Below are 15655 nucleotides of genomic sequence, written 5' to 3'. Positions count from 1 at the left end.
CGCAGATTTGTGACGCGAAGCGTCACTCAAGGCATTTCCACGCTGGAGCGTGAGGAACGATAAGGGTCACGGCCGACCAACCGACTCAATGGAGAAACACCTTAATGCTGCCTTTTTTCAAATCCGCCCTGCCCCTTAAAGCCCTGCTGCTGGGCGCGTTGCTCAGCCTACTGGCAGGGCAGCAGGTGGTGGCTGCCGAACAGGCACCGCTGCGGGTGGCCAATCAGAAGTCGCTGCTGAAAACACTGCTGCAAGTCTCCGGTGAACTCAAGGATGTGCCTTACGAGATTCAGTTTTCGGAGTTTCCTTCCGCCGCACCGCTGGGTGAGGCGCTGAATGCTGGCGCGGTGGACATCGGTGCGCTGGGCGATGCACCTTATGTGTTCGCGCTCGGCGCCGGTGCGCCACTGAAAGTGGTCAGCATCACCCACGCTCAGGGCCGCTTCACCACGGCGGTGCTGGTGCCCAAAGATTCGCCGATCAAGACCGTGGCCGATCTCAAGGGCAAACGTATCGTCACCGGGCGCGGCTCCATCGGCCATTACCTGGCGATTCGCGCCCTGCACCAAGCAGGTCTGAAAACCAGCGACGTGACCTTCATCAATATGCTGCCCAGCGAATCACGCCTGCTGCTGGACAGCGGCGACGCCGATGCCTGGGCAACCTGGGACCCTTACACCACGATTTCCATCACCCAGAGCGACGCACGCGTACTGGTCAGTGGCAGCGAACTGCTGAGCAATCACCTGTACCTGGCGGCAACCAGCAAAGCCATCGAAAGCAAACGCGCTCAGCTGGACGATTTTGTGGCCAGGGTCGAGCGCGCCTTCAATTGGTCCAACGCCCATCCGGAAGAATACGCAGCCGCTCAAGCGAAGGTCACCGGCCTGCCGCTGGCGGTGCATCTGGCAGTGGCCAACGCGACGAAGATGCAGCGCACGCCGATTGACGATCAGATCATCCAGGGCCTGCAAAACACCGCTGACACCTATCTGGCTGAGGGCATCCTGACCAGAAAAATCGATGTTTCAACAGGCTTCGACAAGCGCTTCAACGCTTCGCGCGCAGAGATTGCTCAGGCCGCCGCTCGATAACCGCTGCATAACCGCTGCGAAAAGGACCCCGCATGACACTTTCAACCCTGCGCCCTACCCCGCGCCAGCAGTATGAATCGCCCGAGTCAGCCGAGGATTTCACCCAGCGGCTGGCCGACCTGACCCGCACGCTGGCCGAAACAGCCGAGCAGTACGACATCAGCGCGCAGTTCCCTCACGCCAACTTCCGCTTGCTGCACAGCCACGGACTGCTCGGCCTGACCGTGCCTGCCGAACTGGGCGGCGGCGCTGCCGACCTGTCGCGGGCGCAGCAGGTCATCAGCGCAGTGGCCAGAGGCGAGCCTTCGACAGCGCTGATTCTGGTCATGCAGTACCTGCAGCATTCCAGGCTGCAGGACAACCGCAACTGGCCGAGCCACCTGCGCGAACAGGTGGCCAAAGACGCCGTGCACGAGGGCGCGCTGATCAACGCGCTGCGTGTCGAACCCGACCTGGGCACACCTGCGCGTGGCGGCTTGCCGGGCACCATCGCCCGGCGCAGCGCCGAAGGCTGGCGCATCAGCGGCAGCAAGATCTACTCCACCGGCAGCCATGGCCTGACCTGGTTCGCCGTGTGGGCGCGCAGCGATGACGAGGACCCGCTGGTCGGCAGTTGGCTGGTGCACAAGGACACGCCCGGGATCAGCATCGTCGAGGACTGGGACCATCTGGGCATGCGCGCCACCTGCAGCCACGAGGTCAGGTTCGACAACGTGCGAGTGCCGCTCGAACACGCGGTCAGCGTCAGTCCGTGGAGCGCCCCGCAATCCGAGCTTGATGGTGCCGGCATGCTGTGGATGTCGGTGCTGCTGTCGTCGGTCTACGATGGCATCGCTCAATCTGCCCGCGACTGGCTGGTGCACTGGCTGGAACAGCGCACGCCTTCCAACCTGGGCGCCGCGCTGTCGACCCTGCCGCGCTTTCAGGAAACAGTCGGGCAGATCGACACACTGCTGTTCGCCAACCGCAGCCTGCTGGAGTCCGCCGCCCAAGGGCACACACCCGCACAGCATGCCGCGCAGATCAAATACCTGGTGACCGGCAATGCCATCCGCGCAGTGGAACTGGCCATTGAGGCCTCGGGCAATCCCGGGCTTTCACGCACTAACCCGCTGCAGCGTCATTACCGCAACGTGCTATGCGGCCGGGTGCATACGCCGCAGAACGACGCCGTGTTGATGGGCGTGGGCAAAGCGGTATTTGCGGCACGCAAGCAGAGCCAGTAAGCCGCTTTCAGAGCAATGGCGGCGGCTCGAACGCCGTCACCGGCGGCACCGCCTGATCCCATTTGACGATTTCTACTGAAGCGGTCTGCGCAGCACAGCCTTGCGACAGGCTGGAGGCGCCGACATCCAGCGTAATCACATTGGGATTGCCGTGCTTTTCCAGGCTGCCAGGCTCGCCATGCACCAGCGGATCGAACCACGCGCCGGTGGCGATCTGCACCACGCCGGGCCGGATACCGTCCGACACGATGACGCCCGCCAGAAACGCCCCTCGCTCGTTGAACACCTTGACCACGTCGCCATCGACCACCCCGCGCAGCTGCGCATCCAGGGGGTTGAGGGTCAGCGGCTCACGGGCCTGTATTTTCGAGGCTCGGCTGTAGCTGCCGTGGTCGTACTGGCTGTGCAGACGGGTTTTGGGCTGATTGGAGAGCAGATGCAGCGCATGGCTCGGCGCGGGTTTGTCCAGCCACACCGGGTGGCCGGGGCAGTCGGCATAGCCAAACCCGGCGATGCGCTCGGAGAAAATCTCGATGCGCCCGGACGGCGTTGGCAACGGGTGCGTATCGGGGTCGTCGCGAAAGGGTTTGAGTAGTACGTTATCGGTGGGCGGATAGTCGATTTCCAGCAAACCGTCACGCCAGAACTGCGCGAAGTCCGGCAGAGCAATTTCGAAAGTTTCAGCGCGCTCACGGGATTCGTCGTAAATGAATTGCAGCCAGGCTTGGGCATCGCGACCTTCGGTGAACGCCTGTTCGACGCCAAGCCGTTCAGCCAGCCCGGCCAGAATCGAATAATCATCGCGGGACTCGCCCACCGGCTCGATGGCCTGTTGCATGGCGATCATGAAGCGGTCAGACGCCGAACTGCCGATGTCATTGCGCTCCAGTGCCGTGGTCGCGGGCAGCACGATATCCGAATAACGCGCCTGAGCGGTCCAGAACTGTTCGTGAACTATGATGGTTTGCGGTCGCTTCCAGGCCTCCAGCAGTCGGTTGAGGTCCTGATGGTGGTGAAAGATGTTGCCGCCCGCCCAGTACACCAGCCGGATGTCCGGGTAAGTCTGCTGCTGGCCGTTGTAATCGAACGACGTGCCGGGGTTGAGCAACATGTCGGTCACCCGTGCCACCGGAATAAATGCCTTGATCGGGTTACTGCCCTGGGAAAAGCGCGGCCCGGAAAACGCCTTGCGGCCGCTGCCGGTGTTGTTCATACAGCCATAACCCAGGCCGAATCCACCACCGGGCAAGCCGATCTGCCCCAGCAATGCCGCGAGGGTAACGGTCATCCAGAACGGTTGCTCCCCATGAATGGAGCGCTGCAGTGAATAGGCGACATTGATCATGGTGCGCTTGCTGGCCATACGCCGCGCCAGTTCGACAATCTGCTCTGCCGGAATATCGGTCAGCGCCGCCGCCCAGCGCGGGTCTTTCGGCTGGCCGTCGGTGTAGCCCAGCAGGTAGTCGCGAAAACGCTCATAACCCACGGTGTAGCGCTGGACGAAATCTTCGTTGTGCAGACCTTCGCTGATAAGCACCCAGCAAAGCGCCATCATCAATGCGGTGTCGCTGCCGGGACGTACCGCCAACCACTGGTTGTGCGTCGGACCTGCCAGATCATCACGCAGCGGGCTGACGTTGACGAACTGCACCCCTGCATCGGACATACGTTGCAACGCGTCGACCAACAGGTGGTCGCTGGCCCCGCCGGGGCTGGTTTGCGCATTCTTGGCGGGCAACCCGCCAAAGGCGACGAACAGCTCACAGTGCTCGGCGAGGTTGTTCCAGGACGTATGCGCCGCCAGCAGCCAGTCCATGTTGCCGACAATGTGCGGCATCAGCACCCGCCCGGCGCCCAGGCTGTAGCTGTCGGTGCTGGACACATAGCCGCCGATGCAGTTGAGGAAGCGGTGCAACTGGCTTTGCGCATGATGAAAGCGCCCCGCGCTGCCCCAGCCGTAGCTGCCGCCAAAAATCGCCTGATTGCCGTACTCGCGTCTGACGCGCTGCAACTCCTTGGCAACCAGGTCCAGCGCCACCGCCCATGACACCTCGACGAAGGGCTCCTGCCCGCGCAGTTGCGGACACCCGCCGTTTTTTTCAAGAAAGCTGCGGCGCACCGCCGGGCGCATGACGCGCGTCGGCGAGGTAATGGCCTGGGCTACCGAATCGCCAATCGGCGAAGGGTGCGTGTCCCATTCCGCTGGCAGCAAGGCCGTCAGCTTGCCGCCCTCAACCTGCGGACGATAAGCGCCCCAGTGCAATGACGTGAAACTCATGGTGCGGGCTCCCGGATGAGGCGGTCGATCAGCGGGCAACCTGCGTCTGGCTGCCCAGCGCCGCATTGAACGACTCGTCGAACACGCTGGCAGCAGGATAGCGCTTGGTCAGCCCGGCGTTGTTGAAAAAGTCGATGGTCTGCTGCGCACCGGCCACCACTTGCGGGGTAATCGGCACCACCACGACCAGCGCGCGGGAAAACCAGCGGCGTGCGACCTGCGCATCGGCTTTGGTCAGCGCGGCCCAGGCATTGGCGTAGCGTTCATTGTGCTGCGGGTCACTGACCGACCAGGCGCGGGCAGCCTGCAGGCGTTGCAGGAAGTCGCTGATCTGCGCACGTTTGTCCTTGATGGCCTGATCGTTGGCAACAATGAAGCTCTGCGCGGGGATCAGCCCTTCGGCGGTGGCGATGATGCGTGCGCCCTGGCGCTCTTGTTGAGTGACGTAGGGTTCCCAGGTTGCAATCGCGTCCACCGAGCCGCCGTCCAGTGCGTGGGAGGAATCCAGTGCACTGAGGTAACGATAATCAACGGCGCCGCGGGCGACCCCGGCCTTGTCCAGTGCGGTGAGCATCAATTGCTGGCTGAACGAGCCTTTCCAGATAGCGACTTTCTTGCCCGCCAGATCGGCAACCGTGTGGATCGGCGAATCCTTGCGCACCACAATCGCAACGCCGTCGAGGTTCTGCCGCGACACGCCGATCACCTTGATCGGCGCCCCCAGCGCACCCATGAACAGCGCAGGCGAATCGCCCAGCAATCCGATGTCCAGGCTACCGACGTTCAACGCCTCAGCGACCGGGGAGCCTGCGGTGAACTGCTTCCACTCAAGCTCGTAAGGCAAATCCTTGAGCACACCGGCGGCTTGCATCACGGTCTGCGCGCTGTAACTCTGATCACCGACGATCAGATTGGCAGCCTGCGTGTTCACCACAGCAAACAGCACCAAGGCCAGCCCTGTCAGCAGGCGTTTACCGCAACGGATAATGATCGTCGACACAGGTTTTTTCTCCAGAGGCATCAGGCAGATCAGATTGACCGCCAACGACCCTAACACCCGGATAAAAATTAGCTAAATTCATTTTTGTTCTAGCCTAAGATGCAAAATAATGATTTTGCAGGACGTCCGAATGATCGCTCGCGCCTATTGCCGATCACCCGGTTCGATCGTCGAGTCCAGTCGCTCACGCAGAAACTCGATAAACGCCTGCACCGGTCGCGAGGCTTGGCGATGCTGCGGATAAACGGCAGAGAGGGTCAACGGCTCGGGGCGCAGTTCATCCAGTACACGAACCAGACTGCCAGCGCGCAACGCATCGCCAACGATGAACGTCGGCAAATAGGTGATACCCAGCCCCGCCAGGGCGGCGTCCTTGAGCAGCTCGCCGTTGTTGGCCCGCATCCTGCCGCTGACGTTCAGGCTGACCGGCTTGCCAGTGCCCTGAAAACGCCACTGCACATGACGGCTGTGGCCATAGGGCAGGCACTCATGACTGTGCAGGTCTTCAGGCTGTTGCGGCGTGCCCCGCTCGGCCAGGTAGGTGGGGCTGGCGCAGTAGACCCTATCAATCGAGGCGATGCGCCGGGCGATCAGGCTGGAATCTTCCAGTACACCGATGCGCAGCACCAGATCGTAGCCTTCGCTGATCACATCCACCGGCCGATCGCTCAGGTCCACTTCCACCGCCACGTCACGGTAGCGCTGCAAAAACACCGGCAGCAGACACCCCAGATGCGCCACGGCAAACGACAACGGCGCACTCAGGCGTAATGTGCCGCGCGGCTCGCTGTTCTGCCCGGTGATGCCCTGCTCGACCTGTTCGACTTCGGCCAGCAGACGCAGGGCCGATTCGTAGTAGCTCTGGCCCAGCGGCGTGACATCCAGACGCCGCGTCGAGCGGTTGAGCAGGCGCACGCCGAGTCGCTCTTCCAGCTGCATCAGACGGCGGCTGACGAACTGCTTGGACAGACCCAGTTTGTCGGATGCCGCCGTGAAGCTGCCGGACTCCATGACCTGACAGAAAATACGCATGTCTTCAAAAGGGTTCATGTATCAAGGCCTGAATGAACGCTGAATGCTGTTCGACAGAGCGTAACGTGCCGTCCGGCACTGTCAACCACAGCGAGACAGTCATTCATCTTTCAGCTACTTATTGCGACAGTCGATAAACCGTAACCTTCGTCTCACTTGATCGATTGCTGAATGTGCAGCGTCGATAAACGGATGGAGAAAGAATCATGCTGACTCTTCGCAAAGCTTCCGATCGTGGCGCAGCTGATCATGGCTGGTTGAAATCCTTTCATACCTTTTCCTTTGCCAGCTACCGCAACGCGCAGGAACAGGGCTTTTCCGATCTGCTGGTCATTAATGACGACCGCGTAACCGCCGGTAAGGGTTTCGGCCAGCATCCGCACCGCGACATGGAAATCTTTTCCTACGTGCTGGAGGGTGCGCTGGAGCACAAAGACACGCTGGGTACCGGCTCGGTGATTCGCCCAGGCGACGTGCAATTGATGAGTGCCGGCAGCGGCGTGGCGCACAGTGAGTTCAATCACTCGCAGACCGAAGGTGTGCATTTCCTGCAAATCTGGATCGTACCCAACGTTGCAGGCGCCACGCCGAATTACCAGCAGGAGCATTTCAGCGCTGAGCAGAAACGCGGTCGCCTGCAACTGATTATCTCGCCTGAAGGCGAGGACGGTTCGCTGAAGGTTCGTCAGGACGCCCGCGTGTACGCCGGCCTGTTCGAGGGTGATGAAACCGCAACGCTGGAACTGGCAGCCAACCGCTACGCCTACGTGCATGTCGCCCGTGGCAGCGTGGTACTCAATGGCGAGCAACTGGGCGAAGGGGACGGCGTGCGCGTGCGCAGCGAACAGTTGATCAGCCTGAAAGACGGGGTGGACGCAGAAGTGCTGGTGTTTGACATGCGCCCTAATGAAACGCCGCAGATGCCTTGATGAGGTGTAACACCGAACGCCGCTCTCTGGAGCGGCGTTTTTTATAACGCACCACAAAAAAAGCACAAACAAAAACGCCGCTCTGTTGAGCGGCGTTTTTGTGAATATGGAGCGGGAAACGAGACTCGAACTCGCGACCCCGACCTTGGCAAGGTCGTGCTCTACCAACTGAGCTATTCCCGCAATATGGCGTCCCCTAGGGGACTCGAACCCCTGTTACCGCCGTGAAAGGGCGGTGTCCTAGGCCACTAGACGAAGGGGACACAGCCTGAAACACATGGTGTGTATTTCAGTTCCAGACGCCATCCGAAGATGTGTACTGGTTTCACTCAACCTTGCCCGTGAGCAAGATTGCTTAAAAATGGAGCGGGAAACGAGACTCGAACTCGCGACCCCGACCTTGGCAAGGTCGTGCTCTACCAACTGAGCTATTCCCGCAATGGCGTCCCCTAGGGGACTCGAACCCCTGTTACCGCCGTGAAAGGGCGGTGTCCTAGGCCACTAGACGAAGGGGACACACGTACAACATTCACTACTTATTTGCGCTACGCTGTGTGCTTTACGCTGTAAGTGGCGCGCATTCTATGGATGCTTTGAGGGGTCGTCAACCCCAATCTGAAAATTTATTGAAATCAATAACTTCGATGCCGTTCAGGAGGCTGACCGATGGTCGCCATTTGCCTCGCGACGGCTCAACGGCCTCATCTATATAGAAGAGATGCCGACATAGTCCAATAAGGACATCTATGCGCAGTTGTGCTTAGCCACTACACTCGCACTAAAATTATTTGAACAAATGAGGTTTGCACAGTGACCCCACTCATGATCACGCTGATGGTAGTAGCAGGTATCGCACTGCTCATCGCGATCGGCTACCTGAATCACGTCGCTGAAAACGGCAAACTGGAAAAGGCGCGCACCAAGGTAGAACTCAGTGATCGACTGCGTCGTTGCAGTGAGATCACTGAAGTATTTCCCGGCCAGTTGATGTCACCAGCCTTGAAGCTGCTGCTCACGCGCCTGGAACTGAATGTGGTGCAGCGCATGCTGAACCTGGACAAGGGCAACGCCCAGCTCAAGCACCGCATTGGCGAACTGGAAGAACAGATCGGCAAGGGCGAACGCATTGATGTGCCGAACCCGGTGACGCCAATTCAGACCGAAGCCAAGGCCAAGGACGTGCGCTTTCTACTCGAAGCCCTGCATGGTCAGGTAACGCGCGCTGCCCACGACGGCTTTTTGCAGACCAGCGAAGCCAAGCACTGGATCCGCGAAATTCGCACCATTCTGGTCACGCTGCACATCGAGTTCTTCAATAACCTCGGCCAGACAGCGCTCACCCAGGACCAGCCTGGTCAGGCCCGTCTGGCCTTTGAACGCGGCGTGCAGTACCTGCGCAACCAGCCGGACCCGGTCACTTATCAACAGCAGCTTCTGGCGATGGAGAAACAACTGGCGCGCGCCAACTCGATGGTGCTGACCAACACGGCGCCGACCGAAGACGACGACAACGCGCTGACCGAAGGCCTCAAGGCTGACGATTCCGAATCGGAATGGAAAAAGAAAGTCATCTACGATTGATGACTGCCCCGCCGCTGCTCAGGCTAACGCCGGCAGCGGCAGGTCGACCGGCTCAGCAGTCGGTCGCGGCCAGAAAGATAGCTGCCAGACGCTCGACCCCCGCCTGATCCACCTCGCTGAAACGCCCCACACTCGGACTGTCCAGGTCCAGCACGCCGATCAGACGCTCGCCCTTGACCAACGGCACCACCAGCTCGCTGTTCGATGCGCTGTCGCAGGCGATATGCCCCGCAAACTCGTGCACGTCTTGAACACGCTGGGTTTGCCGACTCTGCGCCGCCGCACCGCAAACGCCTCGACCGAAAGGAATACGCACGCAGGCAATCTGCCCCTGAAACGGCCCAAGCACCAGTTCTTCGTCACGATTGAGATAAAAACCTGCCCAGTTCAGGTCGTCGATCTGGGTGTAGAGAAAAGCCGAAAACTGCGCGGCGTTGGCAATGAAGTCACGCTCGTCGGCCAACAGCGACTCAAGCTGGGCGGCCAGCAAGGCGTAGCCATCAAGGCCGGCACCGGTATTTTGCAAATCAATCATCTTTGTTGCTCCAGCAATTGTAGGCCTACCCAGTAACGTGAAAATTGATAGGCACAGCGCCCATTACGATTGCCGCGGGCAGTGGCCCAGCGGATCGCGGCTTTTTCCAGTGCCTCGTCGCGCTGCCACTGCAAGCCGGCCTTGTGCGCCAGTTGCGTGATCCAGTGTTCGACCACGTTCAGGTAATGTTCCTGAGTGAACGGATAGAACGACAACCACAAACCGAACCGGTCAGACAAGGCGATCTTGTCTTCCACCGCCTCGCTGGGGTGCAGTTCGCCGTCTACGTGCTTCCAGTCGGCATTGTCACTTTCCTTCTCGGGCACCAGATGGCGGCGATTGGACGTGGCGTACAGCAGCACGTTGTCCGGTGCCTGCTCCAGCGAACCGTCGAGCACGCTTTTCAGCACGCGATAATCACCCTCGCCCGATTCGAACGACAGATCATCACAGAACAGCACGAAACGCTGCGGCAGTTTTTGCAATTGCTCGACCAAGCGCGGCAAATCGCCCAGGTGATCGCGCTCGATCTCGATCAGACGCAGGCCAACGGGGGCGTATTCGGTGAGCAGTGCGCGGATCAAGGACGACTTGCCGGTGCCGCGCGAGCCCCACAGCAACGCATGGTTGGCGGGCAGGCCATTAATGAACTGGCGCGTGTTGCGCCCCAACTGGTCACGCTGCAGGTCGACGCCGATCAGGTCGGTCAGCCGCGTCTCCAGGCTGACCTCCAGCGGCATCAGATAGCCGCTACGGCCTTCACGCACCCAGCGAGCCGCCAGCGCCTGTGACCAGTCGACCGGCTCACGCAGCGCTGGCAGCAACGGTTCGAGCCGAGCCAGTACGGCATCGGCACGCTGCAAAAAAGCATCCAACCGAGAATCCACGGGATCTCCTCATATTTAACTGATTAATCACCAGTGCCGATCAGCTATGCTTGGCGCAGCAGAAGTGGCAGTAGGTACTCATGGATATATCGCTCAAAAACAGGCTTTCGTTCAAGCAGGCACGCCTTGCCGTACTGATCGGCTTTGCGCTTGGCACCCTGTTGAGCGTGGCGCAGATTGCGATCGATTATGCCAGCGAAGACGCCTCCATCAATCGCGAAATCGGATCACTGCTGGAAATCATCCAGAACCCGGCCTCGCGTATCGCCTACAACATCGACGCCGAACTCGCCCAGGAGCTCACCCTTGGGCTGTTGCACTCCCCTGCCGTGGTCAGTGCCAGGCTGACCGACAACAACGACACGGTGCTCGCCAGCGTCGAACGAGCGACTGCGACCGGGCGTTACCGGGTGCTCAGTGACTGGCTGTTCGGCGAAAGCCGGCAGTTTCAGGAGAAGCTGCACCTTGACCACCTGCCAGACGAAACCATCGGCACACTGTACCTGACCGTGGACACCTTCGCGTTCGGCAGCCACTTTCTGCAACGCGCCGAGATCACCCTGCTCAATGGCTTTGTCCGCAGTCTGGCGCTGGCTGGCATTCTGACCATTCTGTTCTACGCAACCCTGACCAAGCCGCTGGTGAGGGTCATCCGCGACTTGAGCAGCCGCGACCCACGCACTGTCGATCAGGCGAAAATCACCTGCCCGCCGTATCACGAGAAGGACGAAATCGGCGTTCTGGTCGCCACGTTCAACCGCCAGTTCGAAACCATGAGCAGCGAATTTTCCAGGCGCCGCGCCGCCGAGGATCGGCTGACCGACCATCTCAACGAGCTGGAAAACATTGTTTCGGCGCGTACCAACGAGCTCAAGTCCAGCAACATGCGCCTGCGCGAGTCCAACGAAGAACTGCAGATCGCGCGCAGCACGGCACTGGACATGGCGAATGCACGCTCGGCGTTTCTGGCGCACATGAGTCATGAAATCCGCACGCCACTCAACGGTTTGCTGGGCATGCTGGCGCTGTCGCTTGACAGCCCGCTCGGGGCCGAGCAACGCCAGCAACTGATGATCGCCCACGACTCGGGCAAGGTACTGGTCGAACTGCTCAACGATATTCTCGACATGTCCAAGTTCGACGCCGGCCATCTGGAGATCGAGCGCATTCCGTTCGACCTTGGGGGGCTGATCGAGGACACGGCCAATCTGCTCTCGCAGAATGCCGCGCCCAGCGTGGAACTGACCTGCCTGATTGCGCCGGATTTTCCGGCGATGGTCACCGGCGACCCGACCCGGGTCCGGCAGATCGTCAGCAACCTGCTGTCCAACGCGCTCAAATTCACGCGTTTCGGGCGTGTCGATGTGCGCCTGACCCACCATCAGGATGCGGCCAGCGGGGAACATCGCGTACGCATCGAGGTGCGCGACACCGGTATCGGCATCGCGCAGGATGCCCAGGCAAAAATATTCCAGCCGTTCACCCAGGCCGAAACCGCAATCACCCGCCAGTACGGCGGCACCGGGCTGGGCCTGGCGCTGACCAACAACCTTTGCGAGGCCATGCACGGCACATTGAGCATCCAGTCGCAATCGGGTTTCGGCAGCCAGTTCTGCGCTGAACTGCCATTACCGGTGCACGTGCCTGCGGTTGCGCAGAACCCGCTCAGAGGCCGGGTAACTGTGGTCAGCTCGGCCGGCAGCGGTCTTGTGGAATTGCTCGGCAGCCTGCTGCCCTTCTGGGGAGTGGACCTCAAGCGGCGCAGTATCGACGACAGCCCGGACGATCTGGACCTCGACAATGCTCCAGATCTGGTCATCACCGACTGCCCCGAGTGCCTGTTCGCGATTCGCCCGACCACGCCGGTGCCGATTTTGCTGGTCACGGCTTACGGCAATTTCATGCCGGGCGAACAGGTTGCAGCCCTTGCGCCATTGCAACAGCAGGCCCGGCCCTTGGCCCGCAACGCGCTGTACCACGCACTGCGACGCGTCCTGAACCAGGAAGACACCGGCAAGCGGGACACGCTGGCGCTCGATCAGCCGACCCGGCGTGTGGCCCGCGTCCTGCTCGTGGAAGACAACCCGGTCAATCAACTGGTGGCCAAAGGCATACTGAGCAAGCTCGGCTGCGAAGTGATCATCAGCAGTCACGGTGGGGAGGCGCTGGAACAACTGGAGCACGGCCATTTCGACCTGGTGTTGATGGACTGCAACATGCCGGTCATGGACGGCTACCAGGCCACCCGCCAGATCCGCAGCAGCGGCCGCTGGCCCAATCTGCCGATCGTTGCGCTGACCGCCAACGCCATGCCCGACGAGCGTGAACGCTGCAAGGCGGCCGGCATGAACGACTACCTGGCCAAGCCGTTCCGACGCGCTGAACTGGCCGGCATTCTGGATCAATGGATCCCCGTCACTGACGACCGCTGACAGATTTAACGCAGCAGCGCTTCAATTTCATCCGTCAGTTCTTCAGGCTTGGTCAATGGCGCAAAACGCTTGACCAGCTTGCCGTCCTGACCAATCAGGAACTTGGTGAAATTCCACTTGATGCGCTCGGTGCCCAGCAGCCCCGGCGCCTGCTCCTTGAGCTGAACGAACAAGGGATGGGCCTGATCACCGTTGACATCGACTTTCTTGAACAGCGGGAAGCTGACGCCGTAGTTCAGTTCGCAAAAACCGGAAATAGCGCCCTCGTCTCCCGGCTCCTGCTTGCCGAACTGGTTGCACGGAAAGCCGAGCACCACCAACCCCTGATCCTTGTAGTCCTGCCAGAGTTTTTCCAGCCCTTTGTATTGGGGCGTGAAACCGCATTTGCTGGCCGTATTGACCACCAGGACCGCCTTGCCAGCGAAATCGGCGAGGGTTTTCTGTTCTCCCTTGATCGTCGTGACCGGGATGTTCAGCAGGTTTTCGCTCATCAAAAGAAGCCTCGGGGCGGTTGGGGCGATTTGGAGATCAGGACATGCGCACTGACGTTAGCGTGCAATTGCGCAGACCGCACGCCAATTGCGGTCATTGATGCACGCCGATAAGGCCCGCAGCCGCTGCATGCCGCTGCCTTGCTACTCGCGTGGCACCAGTTCCAGGCATACCGAATTGATGCAGTAACGCAGCCCGGTGGGTGGCGGACCATCGGGAAACACGTGCCCCAGGTGGGCGTCGCATCGGGCGCAGACCACTTCGGTGCGAATCATTCCGTGGCTGACATCACGCACTTCGACCACCGCACTGCCTTCCAGCGGGGCGTAGAAGCTCGGCCAGCCGCAGCCCGAATCGAACTTGGTGGTGGAGTCGAACAGCGCCTCGTTGCAACAGATGCAATGGTAGACGCCCGCTGTTTTCGTATCGTTGTACTTGCCGGAAAACGGTCGCTCGGTGCCTTTGAGGCGGCAAACGCTGTACTGCGCCGGGTCGAGCATTTCTTTCCACTCTTCGAGCGTTTTCTGCAACTTGTCCACAGGTACACCTCCGAATTCGAAAAAGCCCGATCTGTACCTTTTCCACAGATCAGGTGGCACGTATGATTGCGCCAGGTCAGGCATCAGTCTGGCACCCGCGTTTGTCGCATACAAACCCATTTTCATGGCGAACGTGCTGCGACCTTCATTGCAAGCCGGCAACAGCTCGTCCATTTTCGGGATCATCACCATGCAGTTCAACAAATCGAACAAGCTCGCAAACGTCTGCTACGACATTCGCGGGCCAGTGCTCAAGCACGCCAAACGCCTGGAAGAGGAAGGCCATCGCATCCTCAAGCTGAATATCGGCAACCCGGCACCGTTTGGTTTCGAGGCGCCGGACGAAATCCTGCAGGACGTGATCCGCAACCTGCCGACCGCTCAGGGCTACAGCGACTCCAAGGGCCTGTTCAGCGCCCGCAAGGCGGTCATGCAGTACTACCAGCAGAAGCAGGTCGAAGGTGTCGGCATCGAAGACATCTACCTGGGCAACGGCGTTTCCGAGCTGATCGTGATGTCGATGCAGGCGCTGCTAAATAACGGCGACGAAGTGCTGGTTCCGGCACCCGATTACCCATTGTGGACCGCCGCAGTTGCGCTGTCCGGTGGCAGCCCGGTGCATTATCTGTGCGACGAGCAGGCCAACTGGTGGCCTGACCTTGAAGACATCAAGGCCAAGATCACGCCGAACACCAAGGCCATGGTCATCATCAACCCGAACAACCCCACCGGTGCGGTGTATTCCCGCGAAGTGCTGCTGGGCATGCTGGAGCTGGCCCGTCAGCACAACCTGGTGGTGTTCTCCGACGAAATATACGACAAAATCCTGTATGACGACGCCGTGCATATCTGCACCGCCTCGCTGGCGCCGGACCTGCTGTGCCTGACCTTCAACGGCTTGTCGAAATCGTACCGCGTTGCGGGCTTCCGCTCGGGCTGGATCGCCATTTCCGGGCCGAAACACAACGCGCAGAGCTACATCGAAGGCATCGACATTCTGGCCAACATGCGCCTGTGCGCCAACGTGCCTAGCCAGCACGCCATCCAGACCGCGCTGGGCGGCTACCAGAGCATCAATGACCTGATCCTGCCACCAGGTCGCCTGCTGGAGCAGCGCAACCGCACCTGGGAGTTGCTCAACGACATTCCCGGCGTGAGCTGCGTCAAGCCGATGGGCGCGCTGTATGCGTTCCCGCGCATCGACCCGAAGGTCTGCCCGATCTTCAACGACGAGAAGTTTGTGCTCGACCTGCTGCTCTCGGAAAAACTGCTGGTGGTTCAGGGCACTGCGTTCAACTGGCCTTATCCTGACCACTTCCGCGTGGTGACCCTGCCTCGGGTCGACGAGCTGGAGCAGGCCATTGGCCGCATCGGCAACTTCCTCAAGGGTTATCGTCAGTAACGGTTACCTCTTTGCCTCGCTGCGCCCGACTGCCCCGACCTGTTCGGGGCAGTTTATTTGCACGCTCTCAAAACAGCGCTCTCGACCCGCGACAGACCCTTCAGGCATCGACTGCGCTGGCTCAGGCGCCGTTCAGCTTCGCGCGATTACCATGGGTTTCGAGCAGAGGACACAGTTTGAAATAGTCCCTGTGTTGAATAGCGACGGTCATCACCTTATATACCCGGC

The 15655-nt window shown here is 60.5% G+C and carries 13 protein-coding genes and 4 tRNA genes; 6 read left to right on the top strand and 11 right to left on the bottom strand.

Features of this window, described 5'->3' with window-relative positions:
- Positions 1–104 precede the first annotated feature (104 nt).
- Both PSPTO_RS09345 and PSPTO_RS09340 read left to right on the top strand, forming a co-directional pair.
- The gene (locus tag PSPTO_RS09345; RefSeq protein WP_011103705.1) at positions 105–1094 is read left to right on the top strand and encodes an ABC transporter substrate-binding protein; all 990 of its coding nucleotides are present in this window, start codon (positions 105–107) and stop codon (positions 1092–1094) included.
- A 32-nt stretch (positions 1095–1126) separates the two neighbouring features.
- The gene (locus tag PSPTO_RS09340) at positions 1127–2320 is read left to right on the top strand and encodes an acyl-CoA dehydrogenase family protein (protein WP_005766812.1); all 1194 of its coding nucleotides are present in this window, start codon (positions 1127–1129) and stop codon (positions 2318–2320) included.
- Positions 2321–2327: 7 nt separating this feature from the next.
- Here PSPTO_RS09340 and PSPTO_RS09335 read toward each other — a convergent pair whose 3' ends face one another.
- The 3 genes from PSPTO_RS09335 to PSPTO_RS09325 all read right to left on the bottom strand — a co-directional run bounded on the left by PSPTO_RS09335 (position 2328) and on the right by PSPTO_RS09325 (position 6648).
- Positions 2328–4598 (bottom strand): molybdopterin guanine dinucleotide-containing S/N-oxide reductase, encoded by a 2271-nt coding sequence (locus PSPTO_RS09335; protein ID WP_011103704.1) that lies wholly within the window; start codon positions 4596–4598, stop codon positions 2328–2330.
- Positions 4599–4626: 28 nt separating this feature from the next.
- Complete coding sequence (locus PSPTO_RS09330) at positions 4627–5619, bottom strand: ABC transporter substrate-binding protein (protein WP_172679478.1); 993 nt, start codon at positions 5617–5619, stop codon at positions 4627–4629.
- A gap of 123 nt (positions 5620–5742) precedes the next feature.
- The gene (locus PSPTO_RS09325; protein WP_007245106.1) at positions 5743–6648 is read right to left on the bottom strand and encodes a LysR family transcriptional regulator; all 906 of its coding nucleotides are present in this window, start codon (positions 6646–6648) and stop codon (positions 5743–5745) included.
- A 188-nt stretch (positions 6649–6836) separates the two neighbouring features.
- On the opposite strand from PSPTO_RS09325, the gene PSPTO_RS09320 reads away from it, so the two are divergent.
- Entirely contained in the window at positions 6837–7559 is a 723-nt protein-coding gene (locus PSPTO_RS09320; RefSeq protein ID WP_005766806.1) for a pirin family protein, read from the top strand.
- 107 nt (positions 7560–7666) lie between these two features.
- Here PSPTO_RS09320 and PSPTO_RS09315 read toward each other — a convergent pair.
- The 4 genes from PSPTO_RS09315 to PSPTO_RS09300 all read right to left on the bottom strand — a co-directional run bounded on the left by PSPTO_RS09315 (position 7667) and on the right by PSPTO_RS09300 (position 8075).
- Positions 7667–7742 (bottom strand) — tRNA-Gly (locus tag PSPTO_RS09315).
- Between the two features lie 4 nt (positions 7743–7746).
- Positions 7747–7822 (bottom strand) — tRNA-Glu (locus PSPTO_RS09310).
- Positions 7823–7921: 99 nt separating this feature from the next.
- Positions 7922–7997, bottom strand: a tRNA-Gly gene (locus tag PSPTO_RS09305).
- Between the two features lie 2 nt (positions 7998–7999).
- Positions 8000–8075 (bottom strand) — tRNA-Glu (locus PSPTO_RS09300).
- 306 nt (positions 8076–8381) lie between these two features.
- On the opposite strand from PSPTO_RS09300, the gene PSPTO_RS09295 reads away from it, so the two are divergent.
- On the top strand, positions 8382–9140 hold the full coding sequence (locus PSPTO_RS09295; RefSeq protein ID WP_032621400.1) for a hypothetical protein: 759 nt from the start codon (positions 8382–8384) through the stop codon (positions 9138–9140).
- 52 nt (positions 9141–9192) lie between these two features.
- Here the strand turns inward: PSPTO_RS09295 and PSPTO_RS09290 are convergent, their stop codons facing one another.
- A complete protein-coding gene (locus PSPTO_RS09290) occupies positions 9193–9675 on the bottom strand; it encodes a GAF domain-containing protein (protein WP_005766803.1) in 483 nt (160 codons plus the stop codon).
- The gene (locus tag PSPTO_RS09285; protein WP_005766802.1) at positions 9672–10562 is read right to left on the bottom strand and encodes an ATP-binding protein; all 891 of its coding nucleotides are present in this window, start codon (positions 10560–10562) and stop codon (positions 9672–9674) included. The genes PSPTO_RS09290 and PSPTO_RS09285 overlap by 4 nt, the downstream gene beginning before the upstream one ends.
- Positions 10563–10642: 80 nt before the next feature.
- On the opposite strand from PSPTO_RS09285, the gene PSPTO_RS09280 reads away from it, so the two are divergent.
- On the top strand, positions 10643–12994 hold the full coding sequence (locus PSPTO_RS09280) for a hybrid sensor histidine kinase/response regulator (RefSeq protein WP_005766801.1): 2352 nt from the start codon (positions 10643–10645) through the stop codon (positions 12992–12994).
- Positions 12995–12999: 5 nt separating this feature from the next.
- Here PSPTO_RS09280 and PSPTO_RS09275 read toward each other — a convergent pair whose 3' ends face one another.
- Both PSPTO_RS09275 and msrB read right to left on the bottom strand, forming a co-directional pair.
- Positions 13000–13485 (bottom strand): glutathione peroxidase, encoded by a 486-nt coding sequence (locus tag PSPTO_RS09275; protein WP_004397843.1) that lies wholly within the window; start codon positions 13483–13485, stop codon positions 13000–13002.
- Between the two features lie 144 nt (positions 13486–13629).
- A complete protein-coding gene (gene msrB / locus PSPTO_RS09270) occupies positions 13630–14025 on the bottom strand; it encodes a peptide-methionine (R)-S-oxide reductase MsrB (RefSeq protein ID WP_005766799.1) in 396 nt (131 codons plus the stop codon).
- Positions 14026–14215: 190 nt separating this feature from the next.
- On the opposite strand from msrB, the gene PSPTO_RS09265 reads away from it, so the two are divergent.
- Positions 14216–15427, top strand: a complete 1212-nt coding sequence (locus tag PSPTO_RS09265) for a pyridoxal phosphate-dependent aminotransferase (protein ID WP_004657364.1) — start codon at positions 14216–14218, stop codon at positions 15425–15427.
- Positions 15428–15655: the final 228 nt, after the last annotated feature.

The sequence above is a fragment of the Pseudomonas syringae pv. tomato str. DC3000 genome, from assembly GCF_000007805.1.
Taxonomy (GTDB): Bacteria; Pseudomonadota; Gammaproteobacteria; order Pseudomonadales; family Pseudomonadaceae; genus Aquipseudomonas; species Aquipseudomonas avellanae.
Note: the sequence above shows the minus strand (reverse complement) of the source record. Positions and strands in the feature narration are given on the sequence as shown.